The following is a 23,834-nucleotide window of genomic DNA, read 5'->3' as shown; positions in this document are numbered from 1 at the left end:
GGTGTTGTTGCAGTTGCCGGTTACGATAGGCCATGGCAAATCGCAAATTCAGACTCAAGCTTAACCTGAACTTCGACCCTCAGATTATTCGGCTCGTTCTGATCGCCGGCGCTATTTTGGTAGCCGCCTTAGCCGCGATGGGTTTTACGCCGGCCTTCCAATCCTGGCACGATAAACAGGAACTGCGCCGCAGCCATATCACCTATATCCAATATCCGTGCGAAACGATGAATCCAGCCGGTGGCTGTCCTGCCTACCGACTGGACGTTTTCGGTGACGGCACGGTCATCTACAAAAGCACCAGCGACACCCGGATCAAGGGCACCTATACCTATCATGTCGCCGATGAACCCCTGCACGATTTCATGCGTGACTTCTCGGTCTCCACCTTCTGGTCCACACCCATGCCCGCCGGCCCAAGCCGTAATGGTGGCTCCTGTCTCGTCATCCTTCAGATGCACAACGAGACGCACCGCAATGGCTGCCTGAAATGGAAACCGGACAGCGACCAGGCGCTGGATGACCCTGGCGTCTCCGAAAGTGTGACGCAGTTGGAAGCTTTGACCCAGGTCAACAGCCTGGCGCGCGGCGACGGGCGAACACAGGAACTTATGCGCAAAGCTAAGCCTTATAAGGGGAAACTGGATAGCTTGTAATCCGAAAGTGTCGCTAGATACCCCTTGTGTGAAACAAGCAAAATGTATGATCGCTTGCATATGCGCAGTTAATTTGCCTTGCTGATTGCGAATCGCAAGCCGGCCGCTTAAGAGGTGCCGTGAGCCCTCAAAACGACCGGTGACCGACGTATGAAACGCACGACAAAAGCCACGCCGCCCCCTGCCCTTGGCAAGGCGCCCCGGTCGAAACTGGTACGCGCGGCGCCGGCTCCGGCAAAGCCGGCGGCGAAAATTCAGCCCGACAAGTCGCATCGCTCGCGCTGCCCGATCAACCTGACCCTGGAACTGATCGGCGACTCCTGGACCATGCTGATCATCCGTGACCTGATGCTGCGTGGTCACACGGGCTATCAGGCCTTTTTGCGTTCAGAAGAAAAGATCGCCACCAATATCCTGGCTGACCGACTCGTGCGTCTCGAGCAACACGGCCTCGTCAGCAAGGGCCCGGATCCGGCCGATGCGCGCAAGTTCATCTACGCTCTGACGGAAAAGGGCGCCGATCTCGCGCCATTGCTGGTCGAGCTCGCGCTGTTCAGCATCAAGCACGAAAAGCGCGTCGAGATGCCGAAGGAGGTTGTGCTCGACATGCAGCGCAACAAACCGGCCTTCGTGACACGCCTGATCCGCCATTCGGCGCCCAAGGTCCGCGCCAAACCGGTCCGCAAGACCGAGAGGCGCGAGCCCGGTGATGAGACGCTAAGCCTTTTTTGACAGGGCGGTTCGGTATAGTCCCAATCGGGATTGCCAACTCCATGCTATGGCGGCAAGCTAGCGCCGGACTGTCACGGGGCTAGGCATGAAGAGCATTATTCCGAAAACTTGTAAGGGTCCTGTCACGCGGGCTGTGCTCGGCGCAACAACGGCTATCGCCATTCTGGCGACGTGCCTGCCGGTCACGACCGGTATTGCCGCTGAATCGGTGACGGCGACCGCACCCCAGGCTTGCGGCGTGTCGGCCGAGGACCGCGCGTGGCTCGACAGGTCTGTTACCGCTTGGCGCAACAGACTTTCTCGCCTCGGTCCGCCGGGTGGAATTCGGCGCCGCACTGCCATTATCTTCGACTCCCAATGCATGCTGACCAGCGACGATGCGATGCAGTCGGCGGGTCCGGTAACCTGGACGGCTTCGCCGCACGACGGAATGGTGACTCTGCCGGATGGACAAAGAATGCCGGCGGGCGTGACTTCGTTTGCGGGTGGCGACAATCAGACCGGCTTTTTCGTTATGTCCACCCCCAGCGTTTGGCAACAGGGTGGTGTTCCAGGCGGCCCCATGGGGCTCGAAACCCTGATGACGGCGGTCATGCTCCACGAAGGCTCGCACATTCTGCAACTGAACACCTATATGCAGCGGATAACCGATCTGTCGCTTCGCAACGCCTTGCCCGACTCATTCAGCGACGACAGCATCCAGAAACGTTTCGAAAGCGAACCTGAGTTCAAAGCCTCGGTCGAGCGTGAAACCGATCTGCTCTTTAGCGCTGCGGCTGCTCCGGATGATGCCACCGCGCGTCAATTGGCAAAAGCGGCGCGGAAGCTGATTGCCGAACGGCAGAGTCGCTGGTTTACGGGCCAGGATGCCTATCTTGCCGAAGCGGAAGATGTTTTCCTGACACTCGAGGGTTCCGGGCAGTGGCAGGGCTTCGAATGGTTGATTAGCTCTGACGGCGCGGCGCTCGCGCCCGACGCGGCCATGTCGGGATTTGGCCGACGCAGCAAATGGTGGAGCCAGAAGGAGGGCCTTGCCCTGTTTCTGGTGGTAGATCGCCTGTATGGTCCGGCATGGCGCGGCGATGTATTCGGACCTGGAACGCTCACGGGTCTGCAGTGGCTCGACAGCGCTCTGGTAAAGTCCTAAAAATATAAATAAATGAGTTATATATTTGCCTTTCCTAATGCCGTCTCAGATCAACGGCGAAGCCACAACTAAGCTGCAGGAGATTTCCGCTACTCCATCGCCGCCAGATCGATATGCTCCTTCTCCGCTGGCCCCGCCTTCTTCTTTGGCGCCTCGATGAGCAAAAGCAGGGGAATGACCAGCAGGGTCAGGATCAGCATCAGCCAGAAGTTATCGACATAGGCTATCATGCTGGCCTGGCGCGTCACCTCGGTGTTGATGGCCGACAAACCGGCCACGCCGCTTTGTGCATAGATACTGTCCTGAAAGGCGCGATTGGTCGGCGTGATCATGCTGGCCAGGCCCTCGTGCGCCTTCTGGGCATTGGAGACCTGAAGCGCCTGGACCATGGCGATACCGATACTGCTGCCGATATTGCGCACCAGGCTGAAGATCGAGGTGCCGTCGGGCCGCAACTCCCCGGCCAGGGTCGCAAAGGAAGCCGCGCTGAGCGGAACGAAGACCAGACCCATGCCGATACCCTGGATAATGCCCGGCCAGATGATGTCGCCCTTCGACAGGACGATGGTGTATCGGCACATCATGGCCAGCGACACGGCGGTCAAGGCGAAGCCCACGGCCAGGATTAGGCGCAGATCGACCTTGCCGACCAGCCGTCCGACGATCAGCATGGCCAGCATGGTGCCAAGGCCACTGGGCGCGGTGACAATGCCGGCATCGACCGCCGAATAGCCCATCAGGCCCTGGAGCATCGATGGCATCAGGGCGCGCGTGGCAAACAGCACCATGCCGACGATGAAGATGAACAACAGGCCGGTGAAGAAGTTGCGGTTGAACAGCAAACGATAGTCGAAAAACGACTTGCCGGCCGGCAGGGTGACGGTGTGGATGATGAAACAGATCAGGCTCAACAGGGTGATGATCGCCTCGATCCAGGTCTCGGTCGACGAAAACCAGTCGTTCTGCTGCCCGCGGTCCAGGAGCATCTGCAAAGATCCAATGGCCAGACTCAAGGCCGCAAAACCGAAGACATCGAAACGGATGCTGCGCTTGGCAATCGATTTGGGGATATAGCGCCAGATGCCGAACAAGGCGGCCAGCCCGATCGGCACATTGATGAAGAAGCACCAGCGCCAGTCATAGGAATCGGTCAGCCAGCCGCCCAGCGTCGGTCCGAGAATGGGCCCAACCATGACGCCCATGCCCCAGACCGCCATGGCCGATCCGTGTTTTTCGCGTGGATTGATGTCCAGCAGGGTTGATTGCGACAAGGGCACCAGGGCGGCACCAAATATACCCTGCAACAGGCGCGCGGCGACCATCTCGCTCATTGAGCCTGCGATGCCGCAGAAAACCGAGGCCAGGGTGAAGCCGGCGATCGACACCAGGAACAGGCGCTTCAGGCCGAATCGGTCGCTCAGCCAACCCGTCAAGGGCGTGGCAATGGCGGCGGCGACGATGAACGAGGTCAGCACCCACGTGATCTGGTCGGAAGAGGCGTTCAGGCTGCCCTGCATGTGCGGCAGGGCGACATTGGCAATCGTGCCGTCGATCGCCTGGATGATGGTCGCGCCCATGATCGAGATCGTGATCATCGGCCGGTTAAGAGGCTCCGAATTCACAGGTGCAGAGGTGACGCCGGACATCAGGATATCTCAATAAGCGACTGTAGTTTTTCAAGGAGTAGTGTTGCGCTGTGCAGTTCAGCCGCGTCGATATCGCGGAGTAGTTCGACCCGCATGGCGTCGGCTTTTTCGCGCACCTTGGTATAGAGCGCCTGGCCATCCGTCGTTAGTACGAGATGCTTGACGCGACGGTCTGTCGGTGATGGCGTGCGCTCTACCAGGCCGGCCTTTTCCAGCCTGTCCAGGGTAGTGACCAGGGTGGCGGCCTCGACCGCCAGCAGCCCGGCCAGTTCGCTTTGCGATATTGGCCCGGTCGCCTTGGCGATATAGGCGACCGCCAGCCAGCCCGCCTGGGAGATTCCCAAATCCTTCATGCGCCGATCCAAAGCCATACGCCACAGGCGTGCGCTGTTATGCAAGGCGGCGGAAAATCGTTCTTCAGGAGTCATGGTAAGAAAGCTAATAGTTAGATTACTAACTATCTAGTCCTGAGTCTGCAGCTTGACAAGAGCCAACGGAAGATTTGCCGCGGTCCGCATAATGGGCTTGCCCGAATGCCCAGATCCGGTTATTTGTCAGACAAAATAAACATGCCGAGGAAATAATGAAATTACGTAGTTGGATCTTGGCAAGTGCCGCAATGTCGCTGGCGATCTTGGGTGCAGCCGTGGCCCAGCCGGTTACCTGGCATGCCGATAACGGCAACGGAACCTATACCAACCCACTGTTTTACGATGAATTTTCCGATCCTGACCTGATCCGCGTCGGCGACGACTTTTACCTGACTGGCACCACCATGCACACCATGCCGGGCCTGCCGATCCTGCATTCGCGCGACCTGGTCAACTGGGAATTCCTCACCTACGCCGCCGACAAGCTCGATCTGGGCCCTGCCTATCGTCTCGAGGACGGCAAGAGCATCTACGGCCAGGGGTTCTGGGCGCCCTGCTTCCGCTATCACGACGGCACCTTCTATATCTTCAGTAATGTCAATGGCGCCACGACCCAATTGCTGACCGCGAAGGATCCGCGCGGACCGTGGACGCGGACGGCGATGAAGCGCACCCTGCACGACCTATCGGTCCTGTTCAATGATGACGGCAAGGTCTATGTCGTCTGGGGCTACCAGGATATCCACCTCGCCCAACTGGACGCCAGCCTGACCGACATCGTCCCCGGCACGGAACAGATCATCATCCCGAAAAGCGACGGCATGGGCGAAGGGTCGCATTTCTATAAGTTCGGCCAGACCTATTTCATCACCAGCGCTGAGTGGAACGGTATGCGTATGGCGGCCGCACGATCTTCGTCACCGACTGGCCCGTACGAGGTCAATCTCGCCATCAGCCGCGACGAAGACTTCGGCCTGACGCGCGGCTATCGCGTCGGCGGGGACGCGCCGCCTTTCAAGCTCAACCCGCCCGATCCCACTGAACACGGTTGGGGCTCGCTGCACCAGGGCGGCCTTGTCCAGACGCCGGCTGGAGAATGGTGGGGCTGGTCGATGTACGACGCGAACTCTGTTGGGCGCCTGACGGCCTTGTCGCCGATTACCTGGCAGGACGGCTGGCCGTATTTCGGCCTGCCCGGCAACCTGACGCGCACCCCACGAACCTGGGTCAAGCCCAAGGCGCCTGAATCGGCGCCGCACGTGCCTTACGATCGCAGCGACGATTTTTCGGGTCACGCCCTAAAGCCGGTATGGCAGTGGAACCATGTCCCGCTGGACGGAAAATGGTCGCTATCGGAGCGGCCGGGTTATTTGCGCCTGCATACCCAGCCGGCCAGGGATTTCCTCAGCGCCCGCAATTCGCTGACTCAACGCGCCATAGGTCCGCGATCGACCCCAACTGTGTCGGTAGACCTGTCGGGCCTGAAGCCTGGCGACGTTGCAGGCTTGGCCCTGCTGAACCGTCCCTATGGCTGGATCGGCGTTGAACGGGCGAAGGACGGTCTGTTCGTCACACGCCACGACGAGCAAACAGGCGCGCCGGTGCGTGAAGCCATCACGGCAAAGCGCATCTGGTTGCGTGCCGATTGCGATTTCATGACCGAGAAAGCCACGCTCAGCTACTCGACAGATGGCAAGACTTTCAAAGCCTTGGGAGACGATTTTACTATGGCGTTTCAGTTGAAGACCTTTCAGGGCGTGCGCTATGCCCTGTTCGCCTTCAATGAAGCTGGCAAGGCCGGCGGCTATGCCGATTTCGATTCCATCGATGTCGCCGAGCCCGATGCCCAGGCGATGAAGCCTATCCCGTACGGTAAGGCGATCACCTTCGCGGCGGTTGACGGCCGTGCAGTGCCCTGGCTCGGCCAAGCCGTCGAAGTGGTCGACCGTGGTTTAGGCAGGGTGAGCCTGAAACAAGGCGACCGCTATCTGACCGTTGTCGAGGAAGGCGTCGTCAATCTGGCGCTGGCGCAGGACGGACCGTCACAGACCTTCCAGTGGAGTGAAACCCTCACGGGAGAAATCGTGCTGATGTCGTTGAAAACAAATCGCTATCTACGCGCCGACGGCGCCGTATTGCGTGCCGACAGCCCCGGCCCGGCGCCTGGCAGCCAGGACGGTACGCGGTTTAGCTGGCACTAAGCCCGACAAAGCGGGATTAGGCTCCGACCAGCCTTTCATAGCGTCCATAGGCCTGGTCGCTGAGCTTGACCTTGAGATGGACGCGTCCCTCGGCGTCCTCGTGACGGTCCAATACGCGGCCTTGCGCGTATAGAAATGCCAGGACGTCGCCCTGATGCGGTTCGAGAACGATATCGACCTCTTCGCCCGCAGCGTCGACCAGGGCGGCGATCTTGGCCAGCAGCGCCGGGACGCCCTCGCCGCTGACCGCCGATACCGGCATGGGCTTTTGTGCATCGCGTGAAGTTACAGCACGAGATTTGAAAACCTCTTTGGAATCATCGTCCAACAGGTCGATCTTGTTCCATACTTCGAACATGCGGGCGCGGTCGAGGTTGGGCAGGATGTGCAGCAGGACCTGCTCGACATCCTGTTTCTGTGCCTCGGTTTCCGAATTGGACACATCGCGGACATGCAGGATCAGGTCGGCCTGTTCGACCTCTTCCAGGGTCGCGCGAAAGGCTGCCACCAGCTCGTGCGGCAGATCGGAGATGAACCCCACCGTATCCGACAGTATGGCCGACCGTCCGTTGGGTAGTTTCAGCGTGCGCAAGGTGGTGTCCAACGTGGCGAACAACAGGTCCTTGGCCATGACTTCGGCATGGGTCAGGTGATTGAACAGAGTCGACTTTCCGGCGTTCGTATACCCAACCAGGGCAACGATCGGATAGGGCACCTTCTTGCGCTGGGTACGGTGCAGGTTGCGCGTCCGGCGCACCTCGTCGAGCTCGGTCTTCAGCTGCTTGATCTTGTCGGCGATCATCCGCCGGTCCAGTTCGATCTGGGTTTCGCCCGGTCCGCCGGTCGTGCCGGTGGCGCGTTGGCGTTCCAGGTGGGTCCAGGTGCGGACCAGACGGGACTTTTCGTATTCGAGGCGCGCCAGTTCGACCTGCAGCTTGCCTTCGCGCGTCCGGGCCCGGAGGCCGAAGATTTCAAGGATCAGGCCGGTGCGATCGACGACCTTGACGTCCAGCGCCTTTTCGAGATTTCGCTGCTGGATCGGTGTCAGGGCGCCGTTGATAACACAAAGCGTTGCCTCAGCTTCTTCACATAAGGCTTTGATTTCTTCAACCTTACCCTGGCCGAACAGGGTGGCGGGATTGAGCTTGCGGACGCGCACGCTAATTGATCCGGCGATCACGAGATCCAGCGCCAGGGCAAGGCCGACAGCCTCGTCCATGCGTGACTCGTCATGCAGGCGCACAGCTGCCTCGCCCGAACCACGGGCTATATCCGGGTCGACGACAACAGCCCGCACCACGTCAGGCGCGTGATCGATGAATTTATCGGACAACGATGATTCCCCTAATTGGGGCATCAATCATCGGAATCGTCTTCCTGTTCGTACAGTTGCACAGGTGCCGCAGGCATGATGGTCGAGATCGCATGCTTGTAGACTAACTGCGACTGGCCGTCGCGACGCAGCAACACGCAGAAATTGTCAAACCAGCTAACGATGCCCTGCAGCTTGACGCCGTTGATCAAAAAGATGGTCAAGGGAGTTTTTGTTTTGCGGACACTGTTCAAAAACGTGTCCTGCAGGTTTTGTTTCTTGTCGTGGGACATTGATCGGCCCTTCTCGTTTCGCAAATTTGGGGCGCACAATACACCCCACACAGACAGAATCGCATTCAGAGGTAGCATATTGGGTTCGCTTATTGGGAGAAACGCGAAACCACTCGGAATACGCCTGGATAATAGGCAAATAATCGCAGCGTTTTCAACCGCATTGCGGTAAATTTATTTTTCAGCCTGCATCTTGCGTCAGACCAAGGCCGTACGTCGGGCGCGGGCGATGTAGGAATCCCTTAGGCCGCTTGCCACAGGGCCCGGTTGGCCGTCGCCGATGCGGTGCCCGTCAATGTCGACAATGGGCATGACCAGGCTGGTCGCGGCCGTGATGAAGACCTCGGAGGCGGCCTTGGCCTCGTCCAGTGTGAAGGCCTCCTCGCGTAAATCCATACCGTTGTCAGCGATCAGGTCGATCAGGGTGAGTCGCGTCACGCCAGCCAGGATATTGGCTTCCAGGCTGCGCGTCTTGATGACACCGTCAGCATCGACCATATAGACATTGGTCGACCCGCCTTCGGTCACGTAGCCCTCATCGTCGACGAAAATAACCTCGCCGGCGCCCTGCTCCTTCGCAGCCTGCTTGGCCAGGACATTGGGCAGCAGACCAACCGTCTTGATATCGCAGCGTCCCCAGCGAATATCCGGTGTCGACATGGCCTTGATGCCCGTCATGGCCTTCCTGGCTGCAGCGATACGGTCGACGGGTCTGGCTGTGACCACGACTGCCGGCCGCGTGTGCATTGGAAAGACATGGTCGCGTGGCGCCACACCACGGCTGACCTGCAGGTAGACCATACCCTCACGAATGCGATTGCGGCGAACGACCTCCGACAGCACGATCAGAAGCGACTGGCGTGACATGGGCATGGCAATGCGCAATTCGCCCAGGGAACGCTCCAGGCGGTTCATATGACCATCCATGTCGGCCAGACGGCAATCGAAGACCGACCACACCTCATAGACAGCATCCGCGAACTGATAGCCACGGTCCTCGATCGATACGACGGCTTCGTTCTGGCGGACATAGGCGCCGTTGACATAGGCTATGCGGGACATGGAGAGATTCTTTAAAGACTTGAGATAGGGTGAAGAGACCTAACGATTACGCAGGGATGCCGAAGGCCTCATAAGCAAAACCTTACGTCAAATGAATCAGATATAGCTCTGAAAAATCTGCGCTAATCGGCGAAATCTGCGGTTAAACTTCTTACCGTCAGGCGTCTTCTTCTTCCGGACGGATATGGGCCAGGCCCAGCGATTTCAGCTTACGGTGCAGAGCAGAACGTTCCATGCCGATAAAGGTCGCTGTGCGGGAAATATTGCCGCCGAAACGCACGATCTGCGACGACAGATATTCACGCTCGAAGACCTCGCGGGCATCGCGCAGCGGCAGGGCGATGATGCGTTCCGGCCGGATGGCGCCGGCGACCGCCGATTCCACCACTTCGCTGGGCAGCATCTGTGCGGTAATCGGTTCGTTCGGATGGCCCGAAGCCAGGATCAGCAGGCGCTCGATATTGTTGCGCAACTGGCGGACATTGCCGGGCCATTCATGGACCTGGAGAGTCGCCATGGCGTCTTCCGACAGGGTGCGCTTGGGCAAGCCCTGCGCCGCTGCAATACGATCGATGAAATAGGACACCAGTTCCGCGATATCGCTGCGCCGTTCCGACAGGCCCGGCACGCGCACAGGCACCACATTGAGGCGATGGAACAGATCTTCGCGGAACCGCCCGGCCGAGATTTCCTGCGACAGGTCCTTTGAGGTCGATGAGATCACACGGACGTCGACCTGGACGTCCTGGGCGCCACCGACGCGGACAAAGCGTTGTTCGACCAGTACGCGCAAGATGCGGTTCTGGCTTTCCGGCGGCATGTCGGCGACTTCGTCAAGGAACAGGGTGCCGCCGTGGGCGCGCTCGAACACACCGATCTTGCGCGGCTTGCCGCCCTCGCCTTCTTCGCCGAACAGTTCGACATCCAGCCGTTCCGGTGTCATGCCGGCGGCCGAGATTGGGACGAACTCGCACTTGGCGCGGGGACTGACTTCATGGATCATCCGGGCGACCAGTTCCTTGCCCGATCCGGCGGGGCCGGAGATCATGATCCGCGAATTGGCCGGCGCGACCTTGGCAATCGTCGAGCGCAGCAGTTGCGCCGCCGCCGAATTGCCGATCAGGCCGTCCGGCACCACGGCCTGGGAACGCAGGCGCTTGTTTTCACGACGCAGCGATGTCAGTTCAAGCGCGCGCTGAACAACCATGATCAAGCGTTCGGTTTTAAACGGCTTTTCGATAAAATCGAAAGCGCCCTTCTTGATGGCCGTAACGGCTGTTTCGATGGTGCCGTGACCGGAGATCATGATGGCCGGGATGTCGGGATCCAGTTCGTGGATCACACCCAGCAATTCGATCCCGTCGAGCCCGCCACCCTGCATCCAGATATCGAGGACGCACAGGGAAGGCTTGCGAGCCTTGATGGCGCGCAAGGCTGCGTTGGAATCGGCCGCGGTTCGCACCGCATAACCTTCATCCTCGAGGATGCCGGCAATCAGTTCCCGGATATCGGCCTCGTCATCGACAACGAGGATATCAACGCCAGACGATACTTTCATTAGGATCTCACCATCTTTTGGCTCAGCAGTTTAGCCCCGGCCAAGCCGGAGTTATCGGTCGCAGGCAGGTTGACACCCACCTGGTAGCGCGGCAGACGCAGGACAGCCCGCGCGCCGCTTAGGTACACAGCATCATTCAGGTAGAACTCACCGCCGTGGTCTTCCAGAATGCGCTTCACAATGGCCAGGCCGAGGCCCGTGCCCTTTTCCCGCGTCGTGACATAGGGTTCGGTCAGGCGATCGCGATCCTTTTCCGGCAGGCCGATGCCGTCGTCCTCGACCTCGATGACCAGGAAGCCCTCTTCCAGGTGCATCTCGACGCGCAGGTGACCGACAATACCGTCGGCCGGGGTAATGGCATCGGAGCCGCGGTCGCGCATCAGGCGCGACGATATGGCCTCACCGCCGTTTTTCAACACATTTCCCAGGGCCTGGCCCAGCATGCGGCCGTCGCACACCACCTTGATCTCAGGCAGGGGCTCGACGATTTCGATGGCGATATCGGCGCGCGTAACGCGTTGCGAGAAGACGCAGGACCGGACCAGTTCCGCCGCCTCTTCCTCGGCAAAATTCGGCGCAGGCATACGGGCAAAGGACGAAAACTCGTCGACCATGCGCCCGATATCGCCGACCTGACGAATAATGGTATCGTTGAGACGATCGAAGGTCTCGACGTCTGTGGTGATTTGACCGCGGTACTTCTTGCGCAGGCGTTCGGCCGAAAGCTGGATCGGCGTCAGCGGGTTCTTGATTTCGTGCGCGATGCGACGGGCCACATCCTTCCACGCCGCGTTGCGCTGGGCCGCGATCAGGCGCGTAATATCGTCGAAGGTGAGAACGGCGCCGCCGGTCTCCAGTCCGGAAATACGAACGCGGACGCGCCGGGTTTCGCCGCGGCGGACCAGATCGACCTCCTGCTCTTCGACACGGTGCACCGAAACCTTGTCCAGAAGTTCGACAATTTCAGGCGCCAATTCGCGAATTCTGAGGGAAATCGCCTCACTTGAGGTGACGCCCAGGAAATTGGCCGCGTGACGGTTGATAGCTGAGACCTGCTCATGCTCATCCAGGCCGACAATGCCGGCGCTGATTTCCGACAGGACGGTTTCGATAAAGCGGCGACGACTCTCCGCCTCTTCGCCGGCCGCCTTCAACTCGGTCTGCTGACTCTGCAGGTCCGAGGTCATGCGGTTGAAGGCGCGCGACAGGACGGCGATGTCTTCGGATTGACGGGTTGTCATGACACGTGCGCTCAGGTCTCCGGCTGCTACCTTACCCGCTGCCTGCACAACTCGGGCCACCGGCACGGCAATGCTTTCCGCGGCAGACGTCCCGCCCCAGATGGCGCCGATCAGGACCAGAAGCACGGCCTCGAAATAGGCGGTAAAGAAGATAGCCTGGTTGCGGGCATTCTTCTTCATGACGTCGCGCAACTCCTGGGTTGCCTTGTCCGCTTCCGCGAGTTTCGTACCGAATCCAGGCGGATAAGGTTCTGCGCCATATATGACGGCGCCGCCGTAGCCTTCCAGCAGCAAGGAGACCCGATCGCCGTAAACGCCGCTCGATCCGGCACCGCCCTTGGCGAAGGCTTCACTCAGTTCACTCTGCGAAGGTGCGACGAAAGGCGGGGCATTGGGCTTTTCGGCACGCGCCAATATCTGACCGTGTCGATCGATGATGTAGACAGCCGATAAATGTTCCCGGGCGTCGAGATTTTCCTGCAGGGCGGTCGAAAACTTGACCCTGTCCTGGAACAGGGCGCGCGCCTCAGGCAAGTCAAAGACGTGCTGCAAACTGGTAATATCGTTGACGACACCTTCGCCGTGGACCGCGACATAGGCCTGTGCCACCTGAGCGCCATTTTCCACCGTCGTCTGGAAGCGACCGGCGTAGAAGGTATTGAGGCCCTGGCTCAGGAAGCCGAACATCAGGGCGACGATCGTCGCGGGTGCGACGGCGGCGAGCGAAAACAGAAAGACGAAACGCAGATGAAGGCGCGCGCCGGCATCGGCACCGCGACTTCGCGCAATGGCGATAAGACGCCGGATGACAAAAGCCATCAGGGTCAGAAGGAGGACTAGATTCAGGCAGATCAGAATGACGAGATAATCAATCGTCAGACCGCCCTGCTCAACGACAGCCTTAGTTCCGACCTTGCCTGGTCCGGCAACAATCAGCCAAACGATACAAAAGACCGTCGTCAGGATGGACGCGCCGTAGCCGGCGCCCAGCAGAAGGCGCTGCAAGCCCACAGAGCGGATATCACGCAGGCCGCGCGCCAGAAAATGCAGCCCTCGACGTCGTTTCGCTGTGTCCTTCAAGACCCAAGACCATCTGTTTTCATTTCGTGACATTTGCGCACTACTGTGTCCGAATATCAACATGAATGTTGCGGAGATACGTCAAATTTCGCAAAATTTGATCACAGGCGAAACGACCTGGCCATTTTCCGCTCAGTTGAACAAGACGCGCAGGGCCTGTTCAATCGTCGCGGGGTCGTCCATGCGGCAAAGACGCGCCTTGTCCTGGCGGCGGACGATGGCGTCATCCGTATAGGCCGTCGCCTCGACATAGGCGCCGAGGTGCTTCTTGAACATGCGCAGCCCGAGTGGCGCGCCATAAAAGTCCAGGCTATCGTGCATATGCTCAATGACAATGTCCGCGCGTTGCACCAAGCTGATGTCGGACCGGATGAAGTCGTCGTTCAGAGCCCGATCGAGCTCCTGGGCGAACCACGGACGGCCATAGATGCCGCGTCCGATCATGACGCCATCAGCGCCCGATTGGGCCAATGCGGTGCGGGCGCTGGCGAGGTCGACAATATCGCCATTGACGATGACGGGTATGGTGACCGCGCGCTTCACGTGGGCGACGGCATGCCAGTCGGCCTGGCCCTTGTAAAATTGTTGGCGCGTGCGTCCATGCACCGTCAACGCTTTAATGCCCAGGCTCTCGGCGCGTTTGGCCAGCTCAGCGGCGTTGTGGGAGTTGTCGTCCCAGCCCAGGCGCATCTTGACGGTCACCGGCCGTGACGTGGCGCCGAGCGCCGCCGTCATGATCCGTTCGGCCTGATCGAGGTCGCGCATCAGGGCAGAGCCACACAGAACGCCTGTGACCTCCTTGGCTGGACATCCGAAATTGAGGTCGAGAATATCGGCGCCGGCCTCTTCGGCCAGTCTGGCGCCGCGGGCGATATGGGCGGGCTCCCGCCCAACCAGTTGCACGATCTTGGCGCCGGAATGCTCACCCAACTGTGCTTTGCGCACGATATCAGCACGACCGGAATCCATTTCGGCACAGGCAACCATTTCGGTGGCCGCATAGGCGGCGCCGAGCTTTACCGCCATGCGACGGAACGGCAGGTCCGACACCCCGGTCATGGGTGCGATCAGCACCCGGCCGGGAATCGTGATGTCGCCAATGATCAGGTCTTCACCAATAATCAGGTCTTGGGTCTGCATCCGACCGCCTTACACAAAAAAGGCGCCAAAGGGAATGGCAGGCTTTGACCTTCGCGCGTCACGGTCCTAGAAGGGACGCGTCCGAAGGAGCTATCATGCACGCGATCAAACTGGCTGTCAGCGATGACGATATCCGCCGCTGCTTCCCCGTCATGCACATGCTGCGCCCTCACCTGAGCGATGCCGATGACCTGGTGACGCGTGTCAGCCGCCAGCAGGACTATGCCGATTGGCGACTGGCCTTTGTCGAGGACGACGGTCGGGTTGTGGCCTGCGCCGGGTTCCGTATCCACGAATGGCTGGTCTCGGGCAAGGTCCTGTATGTCGACGACCTGGTGACGGCCGACACCGGCCGCTCGAAGGGTTACGGCAAGGCCCTGCTTAACTGGTTGAAGGCCCTGGGGCGCGAAGAAGGTTGCGCCCAGTTGCGGCTGGACAGCGGCACGCATCGCGCCCAGGCGCACAAGTTCTATTTTCGCGAGGGCCTGACCATCCAGGCCTTCCATTTCGAGACAAACCTGTGAATCGGCCAAATAACTGGCATGCGGTTATCGTCGCCGGTGGATCGGGCAGTCGATCCGGCGGCAAGAAGCAGTGGAAGCCGCTGGGCGGCAAGCCTGTGCTCGACTGGTCGGTATCGGCTTTCGCCGGCGCCACCCAGATCGTCCTTGTCGTGCCGATCGAGGACGTCGCACTGGCCAGCGAGACCTATGGCGAAAGCGTCACCGTCGTTGCCGGCGGTCCTGATCGTGCTGCGTCCGTCGTCAATGGCCTGCAGGCTTTGGAGGCCGGCGACGAAGACATCGTGATGATTCATGATGCTGCTCGGCCGCTTCTAAAAGCAAACCATATCAGAGCCCTGTTGTCGGTTCTTGAAACGCGACGTGCGGCGATCCTGGCTCTGGCAGTCACAGACTCGCTGAAACGCGGCGGGGAGATTGTTGTCGACGCCCCGGCGCGCGACGGCCTGTGGCGTGCCCAGACCCCGCAGGCCTTTCGCTACGGCGATATCGTGGCGGCCTATGCCGCTTGGGCTGGAGGTGTCGCGACGGACGAGGCGACCGTGGCCGGTGCGGCCGGGATTGAGGTTGCCCTGGTCCAGGGTGATATCCGTCTGCATAAGCTGACCTATCCGGAGGATTTTGTCTTGCTAGAAGCCTTAATTGCGGCAGATAAGCCTCTGAAACAGATAAGGATTGGCCAGGGCTTCGACGCCCATCGCTGGGGTGATGGCGCCAGTGTCTGGCTGTGCGGCGTTGAAATCGTCCACGACAGGACCCTGATCGGCCACAGCGACGCCGATGCCGGCCTGCATGCCCTGACCGATGCCCTGCTGGGCGCGGCCGGCCTGGGTGATATCGGCGATCATTTTCCGCCGACCGACCCGCAATGGAAGGGCGCCTCGAGCGATCGTTTCCTGAAACACGCCGTCGACCTGATCACGGCCAGGGGCGGCGTCATCGTCAATGCCGATGTCACCTTGATATGTGAACGGCCGAAGATCAAGCCGCACCGCGAGGCCATGCGTTCCCGTCTGGCCGAGATTCTCGGCATTGACATCGATCGCGTCAGCGTCAAGGCCACCACGACCGAGAAGATGGGCTTTACGGGCCGCGAAGAGGGTCTGGCAGCTCAGGCTGTCTGTGCCGTCGAAATCTGAAGAAAAGGCAGTTATGTAAACCGCAGATTTCGCAGATTAACGCAGATTTTTCAGTGACTACTCACTATGTCCTGAGTACCGATAAGAGCAAAAAAGGACCGCAAAGCGGTCAAGAGAACATTTGCCCGCGCATTCTGCATGACGATCCAGCTCTGAAAAATCTGCGTCAATCTGCGAAATCTGCGGTTCCCCTACTTCACACCATCCGCCCCCATGACCTTTTCCAGGAAGGTATAATGATCGGCCTTCTCGGCGGCGGCCTGGCTGAGCGACGTGCCGAAGTGCCCTGAATCCGAATCCGTTCGGAATGTCACCACCGCTCCGGCTGCCTTCAAGGCTGCACCGAATTTACCCGAATTCCACGGCGCCACGCGATTGTCGTTCAGCCCGACATCGAGCATAACCGGCGGGTAGACCTGACCCGGTTTGACCGCCAGATAGGCGTCCATCTGGTACAGGGCATCAAAGCCGTCCGCTGTCGTCGCGTCGCCGAATTCGGCATACTGATTGGGGCCGTTGGCCTGGACAGCCAGGCGCGACGGATTCAACATGCCGGCATGGATAACCGCCGCGCCGAAATGCCCGGGGTAATGCGTCACGGAACCGCCCATGATGATACCGCCGGCGCTGGCGCCTGTGATGGCGACATGCGCAACGCTGCTATAGCCCTTGGCGACGACATAGTCCGCGGCGCCCATCAGGTCCTCGATACCCTTGTGCTTGTTCGGCCCCTTGCCCCCCAACCGCCACGCGTCGCCCTTTTCGCCGCCGCCACGGATGGCGACAAAGCCGTAGATATGGCCCTTCATCACCCATTCCAGCGTCATCGGGTCGAAAAACGGCTGGGTCGCCTGACCATAGGCGCCATAGGCATCAAGCAGGGTCAGCGCCTTGCCATCGGGCTTCGTACCCTTGGGCACAAGCAGGGTGACCGGAACCAGGGTGCCATCGGCGCTGGGCGCTTCGACATTGACGATATCGATCGCGGAGTCATAGTCCTTTGGCGCGTTGGCGCCGAGATGCAGGTCTGACACGGTACGCGTCGCCGGATCATAGGCCAGCAGTTGCCGCGGCTTGGTCCAGCTTTGCAGGGTGAAGACCAGCCCGTCTGCCGCCGGGTCGCTGTCGGTCAGGAAGGCGGCGCCGTCGAACGGCAGGTCGAGTTTCGTTGCCGTTCCGCCGTCATGTGACAGGCGTGTGAAGCTGTCGATGCCATTGCTCATGGAGCGGACATAGAGGCCGTCCCGGGCAACATTTATATTGGTAATGACGCTGGACTGGCTTTCCGGCACAACCACCCTGGCATCGGCCAGGCTGGGCCTGGCGCCCTTAAGGTCTATTTTCAGAAGTTCGCCATTAGGCGTTGTTTTCTTGGACAAAAGATAGAGCGCATCGCCGTACAGATTGGCGCCCTGAATGCCGTCCTCATAATTGACCAGACAGTTATATGCTGCATCCGCCTTTAGCAGATCGGTTTTCTTCACCAGGCACAGGCGTGCTTCGGCACGTGCACCGACAGCGAAGACGACAGCCCAGTCGGACTGGGAACTGACCGCGACAATGGGAAACTCCTGCGGTAGCAATGGCAAGGTGGCATTGGCGCCTGCCGCCACCAGGATGGGATCGTCGGCAGTCGCGCTGCCCATGACGTGATAACGGGCGCGCATGTTGAGCATCGGGTCGCTATCGGCGGTGGCTGGGGCCATTTGCGTATAGGTCATGGCCTTGCTGTCCATCGTCCAGTCGACTTGGAATTCGCCCCAGATATTGTCGAGCTGGTCAGGCAGTTTCACACCACTGTCCGTATCGTAGAATTCGACGCTGGTGATTTCATTGCCGCCGTGGTCGACATTGACCGCGATAATCCGGCCATTCGGCGACACGGAAAAACCGGTGACCGAAGCGTGCCCGCCGGCCGCCGCGACGGCGTTGGGATCGAGCAGGACCTTTTCCGTACCATCGGCCAGGCGTTCCATCAGAACGCCTTGCTTGCCCTGTTCCAGGCGCAGAAAGAATATCCGGCCGGCGACACGATGCTGCGCGCGGTTGGTCGTTGTGGCAGCGCCCGCCGCGCTAAGGGTTGCGCGCCAGGTATCGAGCGCCGGCGAGGCATCCAGCCATTGCCGGCCGACTGCGCCCTGGGCCTTCAGCCAGTCGGTAAAAGCGGCATTGTCGGCGCCTTCCATCCAGCGATAGGGATCGGCAATCTGGTTGCCGAAGACCGTTTCGACCGTATCGCCACGCGGCGCCACAGGTGCGGTTTCAGCGTGGACATTGGTGGCGAAGATAGGGGTGGCGAAGATAAGGAGGGCGGCGCAGGCGGTCAGACGCTTCATGGCAAGTCTCCGGAGGATGACACGACGCTAAACCGTCGCCGCCCGTCGCGTCAAGCAAGCCCACTGCGCAGACTTCAACCATTTCACAAAACCCATTGAATAATTATGGTATTTATTGCGAAGCATTCTCATGCTTATCGGCCTTGAAATGGCCGGATGGCCCGAATATATGACCCCAGTACCGCGTAGTCCTCCCCCAAGAATACAGAAGAGGTTTAGTCATGGCTTTCGAACTGCCGCCCCTGCCCTATGCCAGCGATGCGCTGGAACCGCATATGTCGGCCAATACCTTCAGCTTCCACCACGCCAAGCACCATAAGGCCTATGTCGACAACCTGAACAAGCTCCTGCCTGGTTCGGAATTCGAAGGCCTGTCGCTGGTCGACGTGATCAAGGCTTCGGAAGGCAAGAACCCGGGCGTGTTCAACAACTCGGCCCAGGTGTGGAACCATACCTTCTTCTGGCATTCGATGTCCCCAAATGGCGGCGGTGCGGCCACGGGCGCCATCGCGGACAAGATCGCCGAGGACTTCGGCACGTTCGACGCCTTTGTCGAGCAGTTCAAGACCGCGGGCGCGACGCAATTCGGCTCGGGCTGGGCCTGGCTGGTCCAAGGGTCCGACGGCAAGCTGAAGGTCGTCAAGACCGGCAATGCCGAAACCCCGCTGACCAAGGGCGACAAGCCGATTCTGACCCTCGACGTTTGGGAGCACGCCTATTATCTCGACTACCAGAACCTGCGGCCCAAGTTCATCGAGACCTTCCTGACCTCGCTGATCAACTGGGACTTCGCCAATGAGCGGCTGGACGCACCACTGTTCGACGGCGTTGCCTAAAACATGAAAGGCGGTCTCCGGACCGCCTTTTTTATGCTTCCACCACATGGCTTTCGCGTTTCCGCTGACGCCAAGTAAGTGAAAAGAAAGAGGTTTTCCCACAGATTTTCACAGATTAGCACAGATTTTTTGCAGTTGATTGCGGATCGCGAAGCGATCTCCATCTACCGAAGACGTAGGGCAGCGGCAAAGTAAACCATTGTAAATCTGTGCTAATCTGTGAAAATCTGTGGGCAAAATACGCTGCAAGTCAGAGCCATGAACACGCACAAGCTCGCCACTGAACTGGTCACTCTGCTCAAGGCGCGTCAGCGCCAGATCACCACTGTCGAAAGCTGCACCGGTGGGCTGATCGCCGGCGCCATTACGTCTGTTCCCGGCTCGTCAGACGTTTTTGAGCAGGGCTTCATCACCTATTCCAATGCCGCCAAGACCGCGCTGGTCGGCGTACCCGAACACCTGCTCAAGGCTCACGGTGCCGTCAGTATCGAGGTCGCCGCCAGCATGGCCGAAGGTGCGCTGATATCTTCTGGCGCGCAGCTGGCACTCAGCGTCACCGGCATCGCCGGCCCCGGCGGTGGGTCGGTCGATAAGCCGGTTGGCCTGGTCTGCTTCGGCCTCAGCCATATAAATCTCGAAAAACAGTCCGAAACCCTGGCGCAGGTTATGAATTTCGGCGATATCGGTCGCGACAAGGTGCGCGAACGCAGCGTCGAACATGCCCTGAAATGGGCGCTCAAGGCCCTGGATACTTAGACTGCCGGCTTCTGTTCGCTTGTATAGGCCGGGCACACGTTCTTCAAAAACAGGTCATACGGCAGGCGGTGATGTTTCATCGCTGCTATATCTTCGCGCAGCCACCCTCGGATTTGCTCCGCCTCCGGCCCCTGCTTTTCGTAAACCACGAGCGCGTCTTCGAAAATCTTCGCGCTCGCTGTGTAGTGGTCGTAAGCCTGTTGGGCTTCCGGGCAGCCCTTCGCAAAATCGCGAATTTCAAACGCTTTGTTTGCGGCATCCGCGTGGTCGGCGGCGACGAACATTTCCTTCGTTGCCCCTTCCAGGGCCTGACTGAACAACGTCCCGTCAACCTTGGCCTGAGCGGGCGTCGTTATAAAAACGAGCGCAAGGAGAGCCAGCCAAGCCCTACGCATTCTGCACACCGTAAAGCTCTCTTGCCCGGTTCTCAAACACCGTCATCATGCGGAAGACCGCGCGGTCGAAATTGGCCTTGAACAACATATCCAGAATCGGGTTTTTGATCTCGACATCCATGTCGAAATCGATCCGGGTTCCGCCTTCGACCGGCGTAAAGGTCCAGCGCCCGTCCAACTTCTTGAACGGCCCCTTGATAAAGTTCATGTCGACGCTGGTGTCGCCGCTGTTACGGATGACGCGTGTGGTGAACTTTTCCGCCAGCATCTTGAAGCCGACGCTGACATCGGCGTCGAAACGGCTGATGGGGCCGCCGGTTGCCTGGTGATTATAGGCCTGCAGCCGCGTGATGCCGGGTACAAATTCCGGATAGCGCTCGACGTCGCCCACCAATTCCCAAAGCTGCACAGGGCTATAGGCCAGAACGCGGTCGAGATGGAATTTGGTCATGGCGCCTTGTCGTCAGTATTTCGGTTTATTTAAGAACAGCCATGAAATCATGGCTGTATGCAAATATATTAAAGTTTTGCCGCACGCGCAGCGCGCAGCTTTTCGAAGTCCTCACCGGCATGGTGCGACGACCGGGTGAGCGGCGACGACGACACCATCAGGAAGCCCTTGGCGCGGGCGATCGATTCGTAAGCCTTGAACTCTTCCGGCGTGACGAAGCGATCGATGGCGGCATGCTTGCGCGTTGGTTGAAGATATTGCCCGATGGTGATGAAATCGATGCCGGCCGAACGCATATCGTCCATGACCTGCATGACCTCTTCACGCGTTTCGCCCAGGCCCACCATGATGCCCGACTTGGTGAACTGCTGCGGATCGCGCTCCTTGACGCGCTCCAGCAGACGCAGGCTGTGGTAATAGCGCGCACCGGGGCGAATCTTCAGGTAGTTGCGCGGCACGGTTTCGAGATTGTGGTTGAAGACGTCGGGCTTCGAATCGATGACGATCTCGGCCGCGCCGTCCTTGCGCAGAAAGTCCGGCGTCAGGATCTCGATTGTTGTCTTCGGCGACTGCACACGGATCTGGCGCACCACCTCGGCGAAATGCCAGGCGCCACCGTCGCTCAGGTCATCGCGATCGACCGAGGTAATCACGACATGCGACAGCTTCATCAGCGCGACGGTCTCACCGACACGGCGCGGTTCGTCGGTGTCGAGCGGCGCCGGCAAACCGGTCTTGACGTTGCAGAAGGCGCAGGCCCGTGTGCAGGTATCGCCCATGATCATGATGGTAGCGTGGTTTTTCGACCAGCATTCACCGATATTCGGACAGGCCGCCTCTTCGCAAACCGTGACCAGCTTGGCGTCGCGGACAATCTTCTGCGTGTCCATATAGCCCGAGGACCCAGGCGCCTTGACGCGCAGCCAATCGGGCTTTTTCAGGATCGGCGAATCCTCGCGCTTTTGCTTTTCGGGATGGCGCAACTCGCGCGCCGTGGCTTCGCCTTGACCGGACAGTCGATTGATTACGGTGACCATGGGTTCACTTTTACGGGTTGAAGCCCCTAATTGGCCTTTGCAGCCGTCAAGATCAAGTCAAATCCCATGGTTTGAACCATTAGGTTTGTTGCAAAGCGTGATCGCGATTCCTGTGGGGATGCGGCCCTGACGCCATAGCGCACGGCCCAATTCTCGACTATGGTTACCGTAATGGTGTCATTAACGCGTTCCAGGACAAGCCTCTGCATCGTGGCCGCCCTCTGTGTGGCCGCGCTCGTGGGCGGTTGCGGCAAGATCCAGGAGGCGACCAAGGACATGCAGCCGGGTAAGGCGTTTCTGGAAAGCCAGATACCGCCGGGCCTGTCGCCGCAATATTTCCCGCCCCAGGGTTTCGTCTGGGGCGCCTATCGCGCCAAGTCCCTGCCCGAAGCGCGCTACGGCGTTGCCTCGCCGCCGATCAATCCCCGGGCCCAGGTCCTGATCCTCGCCGATGCCGACTATCCGGCCGAAAGCTATTTCGAACTGACGCGGCAACTGCTCGATGCGGGCTACGGCGTGTGGCTGTTCGAAGCACCTGGCCAGGGCGGCGCCGGACGCTATCTGCTGCAGAGCGACGCCGTCTTCACCCCCAATGCACACGATGCCCAGACAGCGGTGAACGGCTTTATCAATGATATCGTCCACCCGACAGCGGAAAAGCCGCTATTTATCATCGGCACCGGCTATAGTGCCGTCAACGCCCTGTCCTTGTCGACGGTGCTGAAATCCGACGCCATCCGCGGCTTTGTCGGTTATGACCCCTATCTTGGCGGTGCGATCAACAAGGGTGCCGTCTGGCATCGCGAGGATGCGCCCTCAACCTACTGGGGTGGCATTGCCCAGAGCTGGCAGACCTCCAATCCGGACCTGCGCCTGCGCGTGAAGAGCGAAAACTGGCAAAAGCAGATACGGAAAAACTATACCGATCTCAATGGCCTGCATCTGCCCGTGATCTCGCTTAAGGCGGGCGGGGCTTCGGTCCTGGTCATCGAACCCAAGGCCGGAACGACGGGCAGTGCCAATGGCGCCAGCAGTCTATGCGCCCACCTGCCGCGCTGCCGCATGCAGCCGAATGACGGCCCGCAAGCCCTGGGACATGATCTGACCGCCTTTATCAAGACGGAACTGCCGAAAGCGGATTAAATATAAAAGACGCGGGTCAGGGGGAGCGACGACGTTGAAATTGAGAGATATGGTTATTGCGGCCATCTGGCTGATGACAGCCGGCGTGACCGCCTGCAGCCCCAAACCGGCCGATCCTGAAACAGCGAAGGTCGCGAAACTCGCAACGGCCGATAAGCCGCCGCAGGTCCAATCGGTTGCGGCAGCGCCTGACGAGTCGACGCTTCAGGCGGCGATAGAGCGCACGGTGCCGCACGGCACGCCGCCGGAATCGATCCACAGGCTGAAAAGCGACTGGAACGGCCAGGCTGTCGTCTTCGTCGACTATCCTGTCATGGTCAAATACGATGGCGACGATAAAGCCGACATTCACCTGACGGCTTTCGTGCCGGCGGTAAAAGAATATCGCGCCGTGAACATCGACACCCTGGAGCACGAAGGCGGAGACGCGGAAATCAGCGCCATCGCCTTTGCTAATGCCGACAAGGACGCGGCTAAGGAGCTAATCGTGCTTGTCACCTGGCCGGTCCGGCATGCCACGGTCTCCGGCACCCTGTATGAGGTCCGCATTTTCGACGATCTCGGTGCCGATGCCCGTCCTCTGATCGCACTCAATCAGCATTTCGGCAGCGGTTGTGACTGCTCAGGCGAGGATGCCGACCCGAAACGCTACGCGTTCAGGACCATTACCGAGATTCGCAAAGAACTGACCCGCATGGGATATTGACAGGGCCGATATCGCCTTTGTCGCGTGTCAATCGGCCCACCTACGAAAAACTTCGTTGACATCATACGAAGCATT

The 23,834-nt window shown here is 59.7% G+C and carries 22 protein-coding genes; 10 read left to right on the top strand and 12 right to left on the bottom strand.

Annotated elements, in window-relative coordinates; all coding sequences use genetic code 11:
- Positions 1-32 precede the first annotated feature (32 nt).
- The 3 genes from AC1DXO_RS22025 (at position 33) to AC1DXO_RS22015 (ending at position 2,535) form a co-directional block, all read left to right on the top strand.
- Positions 33-656, top strand: coding sequence for a DUF6438 domain-containing protein (locus AC1DXO_RS22025; protein ID WP_476980345.1), 624 nt, complete (start codon positions 33-35; stop codon positions 654-656).
- A gap of 150 nt (positions 657-806) precedes the next feature.
- Positions 807-1,388 (top strand): winged helix-turn-helix transcriptional regulator, encoded by a 582-nt coding sequence (locus AC1DXO_RS22020; RefSeq protein ID WP_476980344.1) that lies wholly within the window; start codon positions 807-809, stop codon positions 1,386-1,388.
- An 85-nt stretch (positions 1,389-1,473) separates the two neighbouring features.
- The gene (locus tag AC1DXO_RS22015; RefSeq protein WP_476980343.1) at positions 1,474-2,535 is read left to right on the top strand and encodes a hypothetical protein; all 1,062 of its coding nucleotides are present in this window, start codon (positions 1,474-1,476) and stop codon (positions 2,533-2,535) included.
- An 89-nt stretch (positions 2,536-2,624) separates the two neighbouring features.
- On the opposite strand, the gene AC1DXO_RS22010 is transcribed toward AC1DXO_RS22015, so the two are convergent.
- Both AC1DXO_RS22010 and AC1DXO_RS22005 read right to left on the bottom strand, forming a co-directional pair.
- Positions 2,625-4,181: a DHA2 family efflux MFS transporter permease subunit gene (locus AC1DXO_RS22010; protein ID WP_476980342.1), complete on the bottom strand. Its 1,557-nt coding sequence runs from the start codon at positions 4,179-4,181 to the stop codon at positions 2,625-2,627.
- The gene (locus AC1DXO_RS22005) at positions 4,181-4,534 is read right to left on the bottom strand and encodes a MarR family winged helix-turn-helix transcriptional regulator (protein WP_476980341.1); all 354 of its coding nucleotides are present in this window, start codon (positions 4,532-4,534) and stop codon (positions 4,181-4,183) included. Before AC1DXO_RS22005 ends, AC1DXO_RS22010 begins: the two co-directional genes overlap by 1 nt.
- A 266-nt stretch (positions 4,535-4,800) precedes the next feature.
- Between AC1DXO_RS22005 and AC1DXO_RS22000 the strand changes: the two genes are divergently transcribed.
- Complete coding sequence (locus tag AC1DXO_RS22000) at positions 4,801-6,753, top strand: glycoside hydrolase family 43 protein (protein ID WP_476980340.1); 1,953 nt, start codon at positions 4,801-4,803, stop codon at positions 6,751-6,753.
- A gap of 16 nt (positions 6,754-6,769) precedes the next feature.
- Here the strand turns inward: AC1DXO_RS22000 and hflX are convergent, their stop codons facing one another.
- From hflX to dusB, 6 genes are all read right to left on the bottom strand, one after another.
- Positions 6,770-8,086 (bottom strand): GTPase HflX, encoded by a 1,317-nt coding sequence (hflX, locus tag AC1DXO_RS21995; protein ID WP_476980339.1) that lies wholly within the window; start codon positions 8,084-8,086, stop codon positions 6,770-6,772.
- Between the two features lie 23 nt (positions 8,087-8,109).
- Positions 8,110-8,358 (bottom strand): RNA chaperone Hfq, encoded by a 249-nt coding sequence (hfq, locus tag AC1DXO_RS21990; RefSeq protein ID WP_189487146.1) that lies wholly within the window; start codon positions 8,356-8,358, stop codon positions 8,110-8,112.
- A gap of 198 nt (positions 8,359-8,556) precedes the next feature.
- On the bottom strand, positions 8,557-9,420 hold the full coding sequence (locus AC1DXO_RS21985) for a D-amino-acid transaminase (RefSeq protein WP_476980338.1): 864 nt from the start codon (positions 9,418-9,420) through the stop codon (positions 8,557-8,559).
- A gap of 157 nt (positions 9,421-9,577) precedes the next feature.
- On the bottom strand, positions 9,578-10,978 hold the full coding sequence (gene ntrX, locus AC1DXO_RS21980) for a nitrogen assimilation response regulator NtrX (RefSeq protein WP_476980337.1): 1,401 nt from the start codon (positions 10,976-10,978) through the stop codon (positions 9,578-9,580).
- Complete coding sequence (locus tag AC1DXO_RS21975) at positions 10,978-13,299, bottom strand: sensor histidine kinase (RefSeq protein ID WP_476980336.1); 2,322 nt, start codon at positions 13,297-13,299, stop codon at positions 10,978-10,980. Before AC1DXO_RS21975 ends, ntrX begins: the two co-directional genes overlap by 1 nt.
- A gap of 132 nt (positions 13,300-13,431) precedes the next feature.
- Positions 13,432-14,439, bottom strand: a complete 1,008-nt coding sequence (gene dusB, locus AC1DXO_RS21970; protein WP_476980335.1) for a tRNA dihydrouridine synthase DusB — start codon at positions 14,437-14,439, stop codon at positions 13,432-13,434.
- Between the two features lie 95 nt (positions 14,440-14,534).
- Here dusB and AC1DXO_RS21965 point away from each other — a divergent pair, with 95 nt between their 5' ends.
- Both AC1DXO_RS21965 and AC1DXO_RS21960 read left to right on the top strand, forming a co-directional pair.
- A complete protein-coding gene (locus tag AC1DXO_RS21965) occupies positions 14,535-14,963 on the top strand; it encodes a GNAT family N-acetyltransferase (RefSeq protein ID WP_476980334.1) in 429 nt (142 codons plus the stop codon).
- On the top strand, positions 14,960-16,099 hold the full coding sequence (locus tag AC1DXO_RS21960; protein ID WP_476980333.1) for a bifunctional 2-C-methyl-D-erythritol 4-phosphate cytidylyltransferase/2-C-methyl-D-erythritol 2,4-cyclodiphosphate synthase: 1,140 nt from the start codon (positions 14,960-14,962) through the stop codon (positions 16,097-16,099). Before AC1DXO_RS21965 ends, AC1DXO_RS21960 begins: the two co-directional genes overlap by 4 nt.
- A gap of 191 nt (positions 16,100-16,290) precedes the next feature.
- Here AC1DXO_RS21960 and AC1DXO_RS21955 read toward each other — a convergent pair whose 3' ends face one another.
- Positions 16,291-18,435 (bottom strand): prolyl oligopeptidase family serine peptidase, encoded by a 2,145-nt coding sequence (locus AC1DXO_RS21955; protein ID WP_476980332.1) that lies wholly within the window; start codon positions 18,433-18,435, stop codon positions 16,291-16,293.
- 221 nt (positions 18,436-18,656) lie between these two features.
- Between AC1DXO_RS21955 and AC1DXO_RS21950 the strand changes: the two genes are divergently transcribed.
- Both AC1DXO_RS21950 and AC1DXO_RS21945 read left to right on the top strand, forming a co-directional pair.
- Positions 18,657-19,271 carry a superoxide dismutase gene (locus tag AC1DXO_RS21950; RefSeq protein WP_476980331.1) on the top strand — a complete coding sequence of 205 codons (615 nt, stop codon included), beginning with the start codon at positions 18,657-18,659 and terminating at the stop codon, positions 19,269-19,271.
- 258 nt (positions 19,272-19,529) lie between these two features.
- The gene (locus tag AC1DXO_RS21945) at positions 19,530-20,027 is read left to right on the top strand and encodes a CinA family protein (protein WP_476980330.1); all 498 of its coding nucleotides are present in this window, start codon (positions 19,530-19,532) and stop codon (positions 20,025-20,027) included.
- Here the strand turns inward: AC1DXO_RS21945 and AC1DXO_RS21940 are convergent.
- The 3 genes from AC1DXO_RS21940 to lipA all read right to left on the bottom strand — a co-directional run bounded on the left by AC1DXO_RS21940 (position 20,024) and on the right by lipA (position 21,910).
- Positions 20,024-20,422 (bottom strand): hypothetical protein, encoded by a 399-nt coding sequence (locus AC1DXO_RS21940; RefSeq protein WP_476980329.1) that lies wholly within the window; start codon positions 20,420-20,422, stop codon positions 20,024-20,026. The genes AC1DXO_RS21945 and AC1DXO_RS21940 overlap by 4 nt on opposite strands.
- The gene (locus AC1DXO_RS21935; RefSeq protein ID WP_476980328.1) at positions 20,415-20,873 is read right to left on the bottom strand and encodes a type II toxin-antitoxin system RatA family toxin; all 459 of its coding nucleotides are present in this window, start codon (positions 20,871-20,873) and stop codon (positions 20,415-20,417) included. The genes AC1DXO_RS21940 and AC1DXO_RS21935 overlap by 8 nt, the downstream gene beginning before the upstream one ends.
- A gap of 68 nt (positions 20,874-20,941) precedes the next feature.
- Complete coding sequence (gene lipA, locus AC1DXO_RS21930; protein WP_476980327.1) at positions 20,942-21,910, bottom strand: lipoyl synthase; 969 nt, start codon at positions 21,908-21,910, stop codon at positions 20,942-20,944.
- Between the two features lie 210 nt (positions 21,911-22,120).
- On the opposite strand from lipA, the gene AC1DXO_RS21925 reads away from it, so the two are divergent.
- Positions 22,121-23,053, top strand: a complete 933-nt coding sequence (locus AC1DXO_RS21925) for an alpha/beta fold hydrolase (RefSeq protein ID WP_476980326.1) — start codon at positions 22,121-22,123, stop codon at positions 23,051-23,053.
- 34 nt (positions 23,054-23,087) lie between these two features.
- Positions 23,088-23,759 carry a hypothetical protein gene (locus tag AC1DXO_RS21920; RefSeq protein WP_476980325.1) on the top strand — a complete coding sequence of 224 codons (672 nt, stop codon included), beginning with the start codon at positions 23,088-23,090 and terminating at the stop codon, positions 23,757-23,759.
- The last annotated feature ends 75 nt before the right edge of the window (positions 23,760-23,834 follow it).

The sequence above is a fragment of the Asticcacaulis sp. P2_C5 genome, assembly GCF_056404555.1.
Note: the sequence above shows the minus strand (reverse complement) of the source record. Positions and strands in the feature narration are given on the sequence as shown.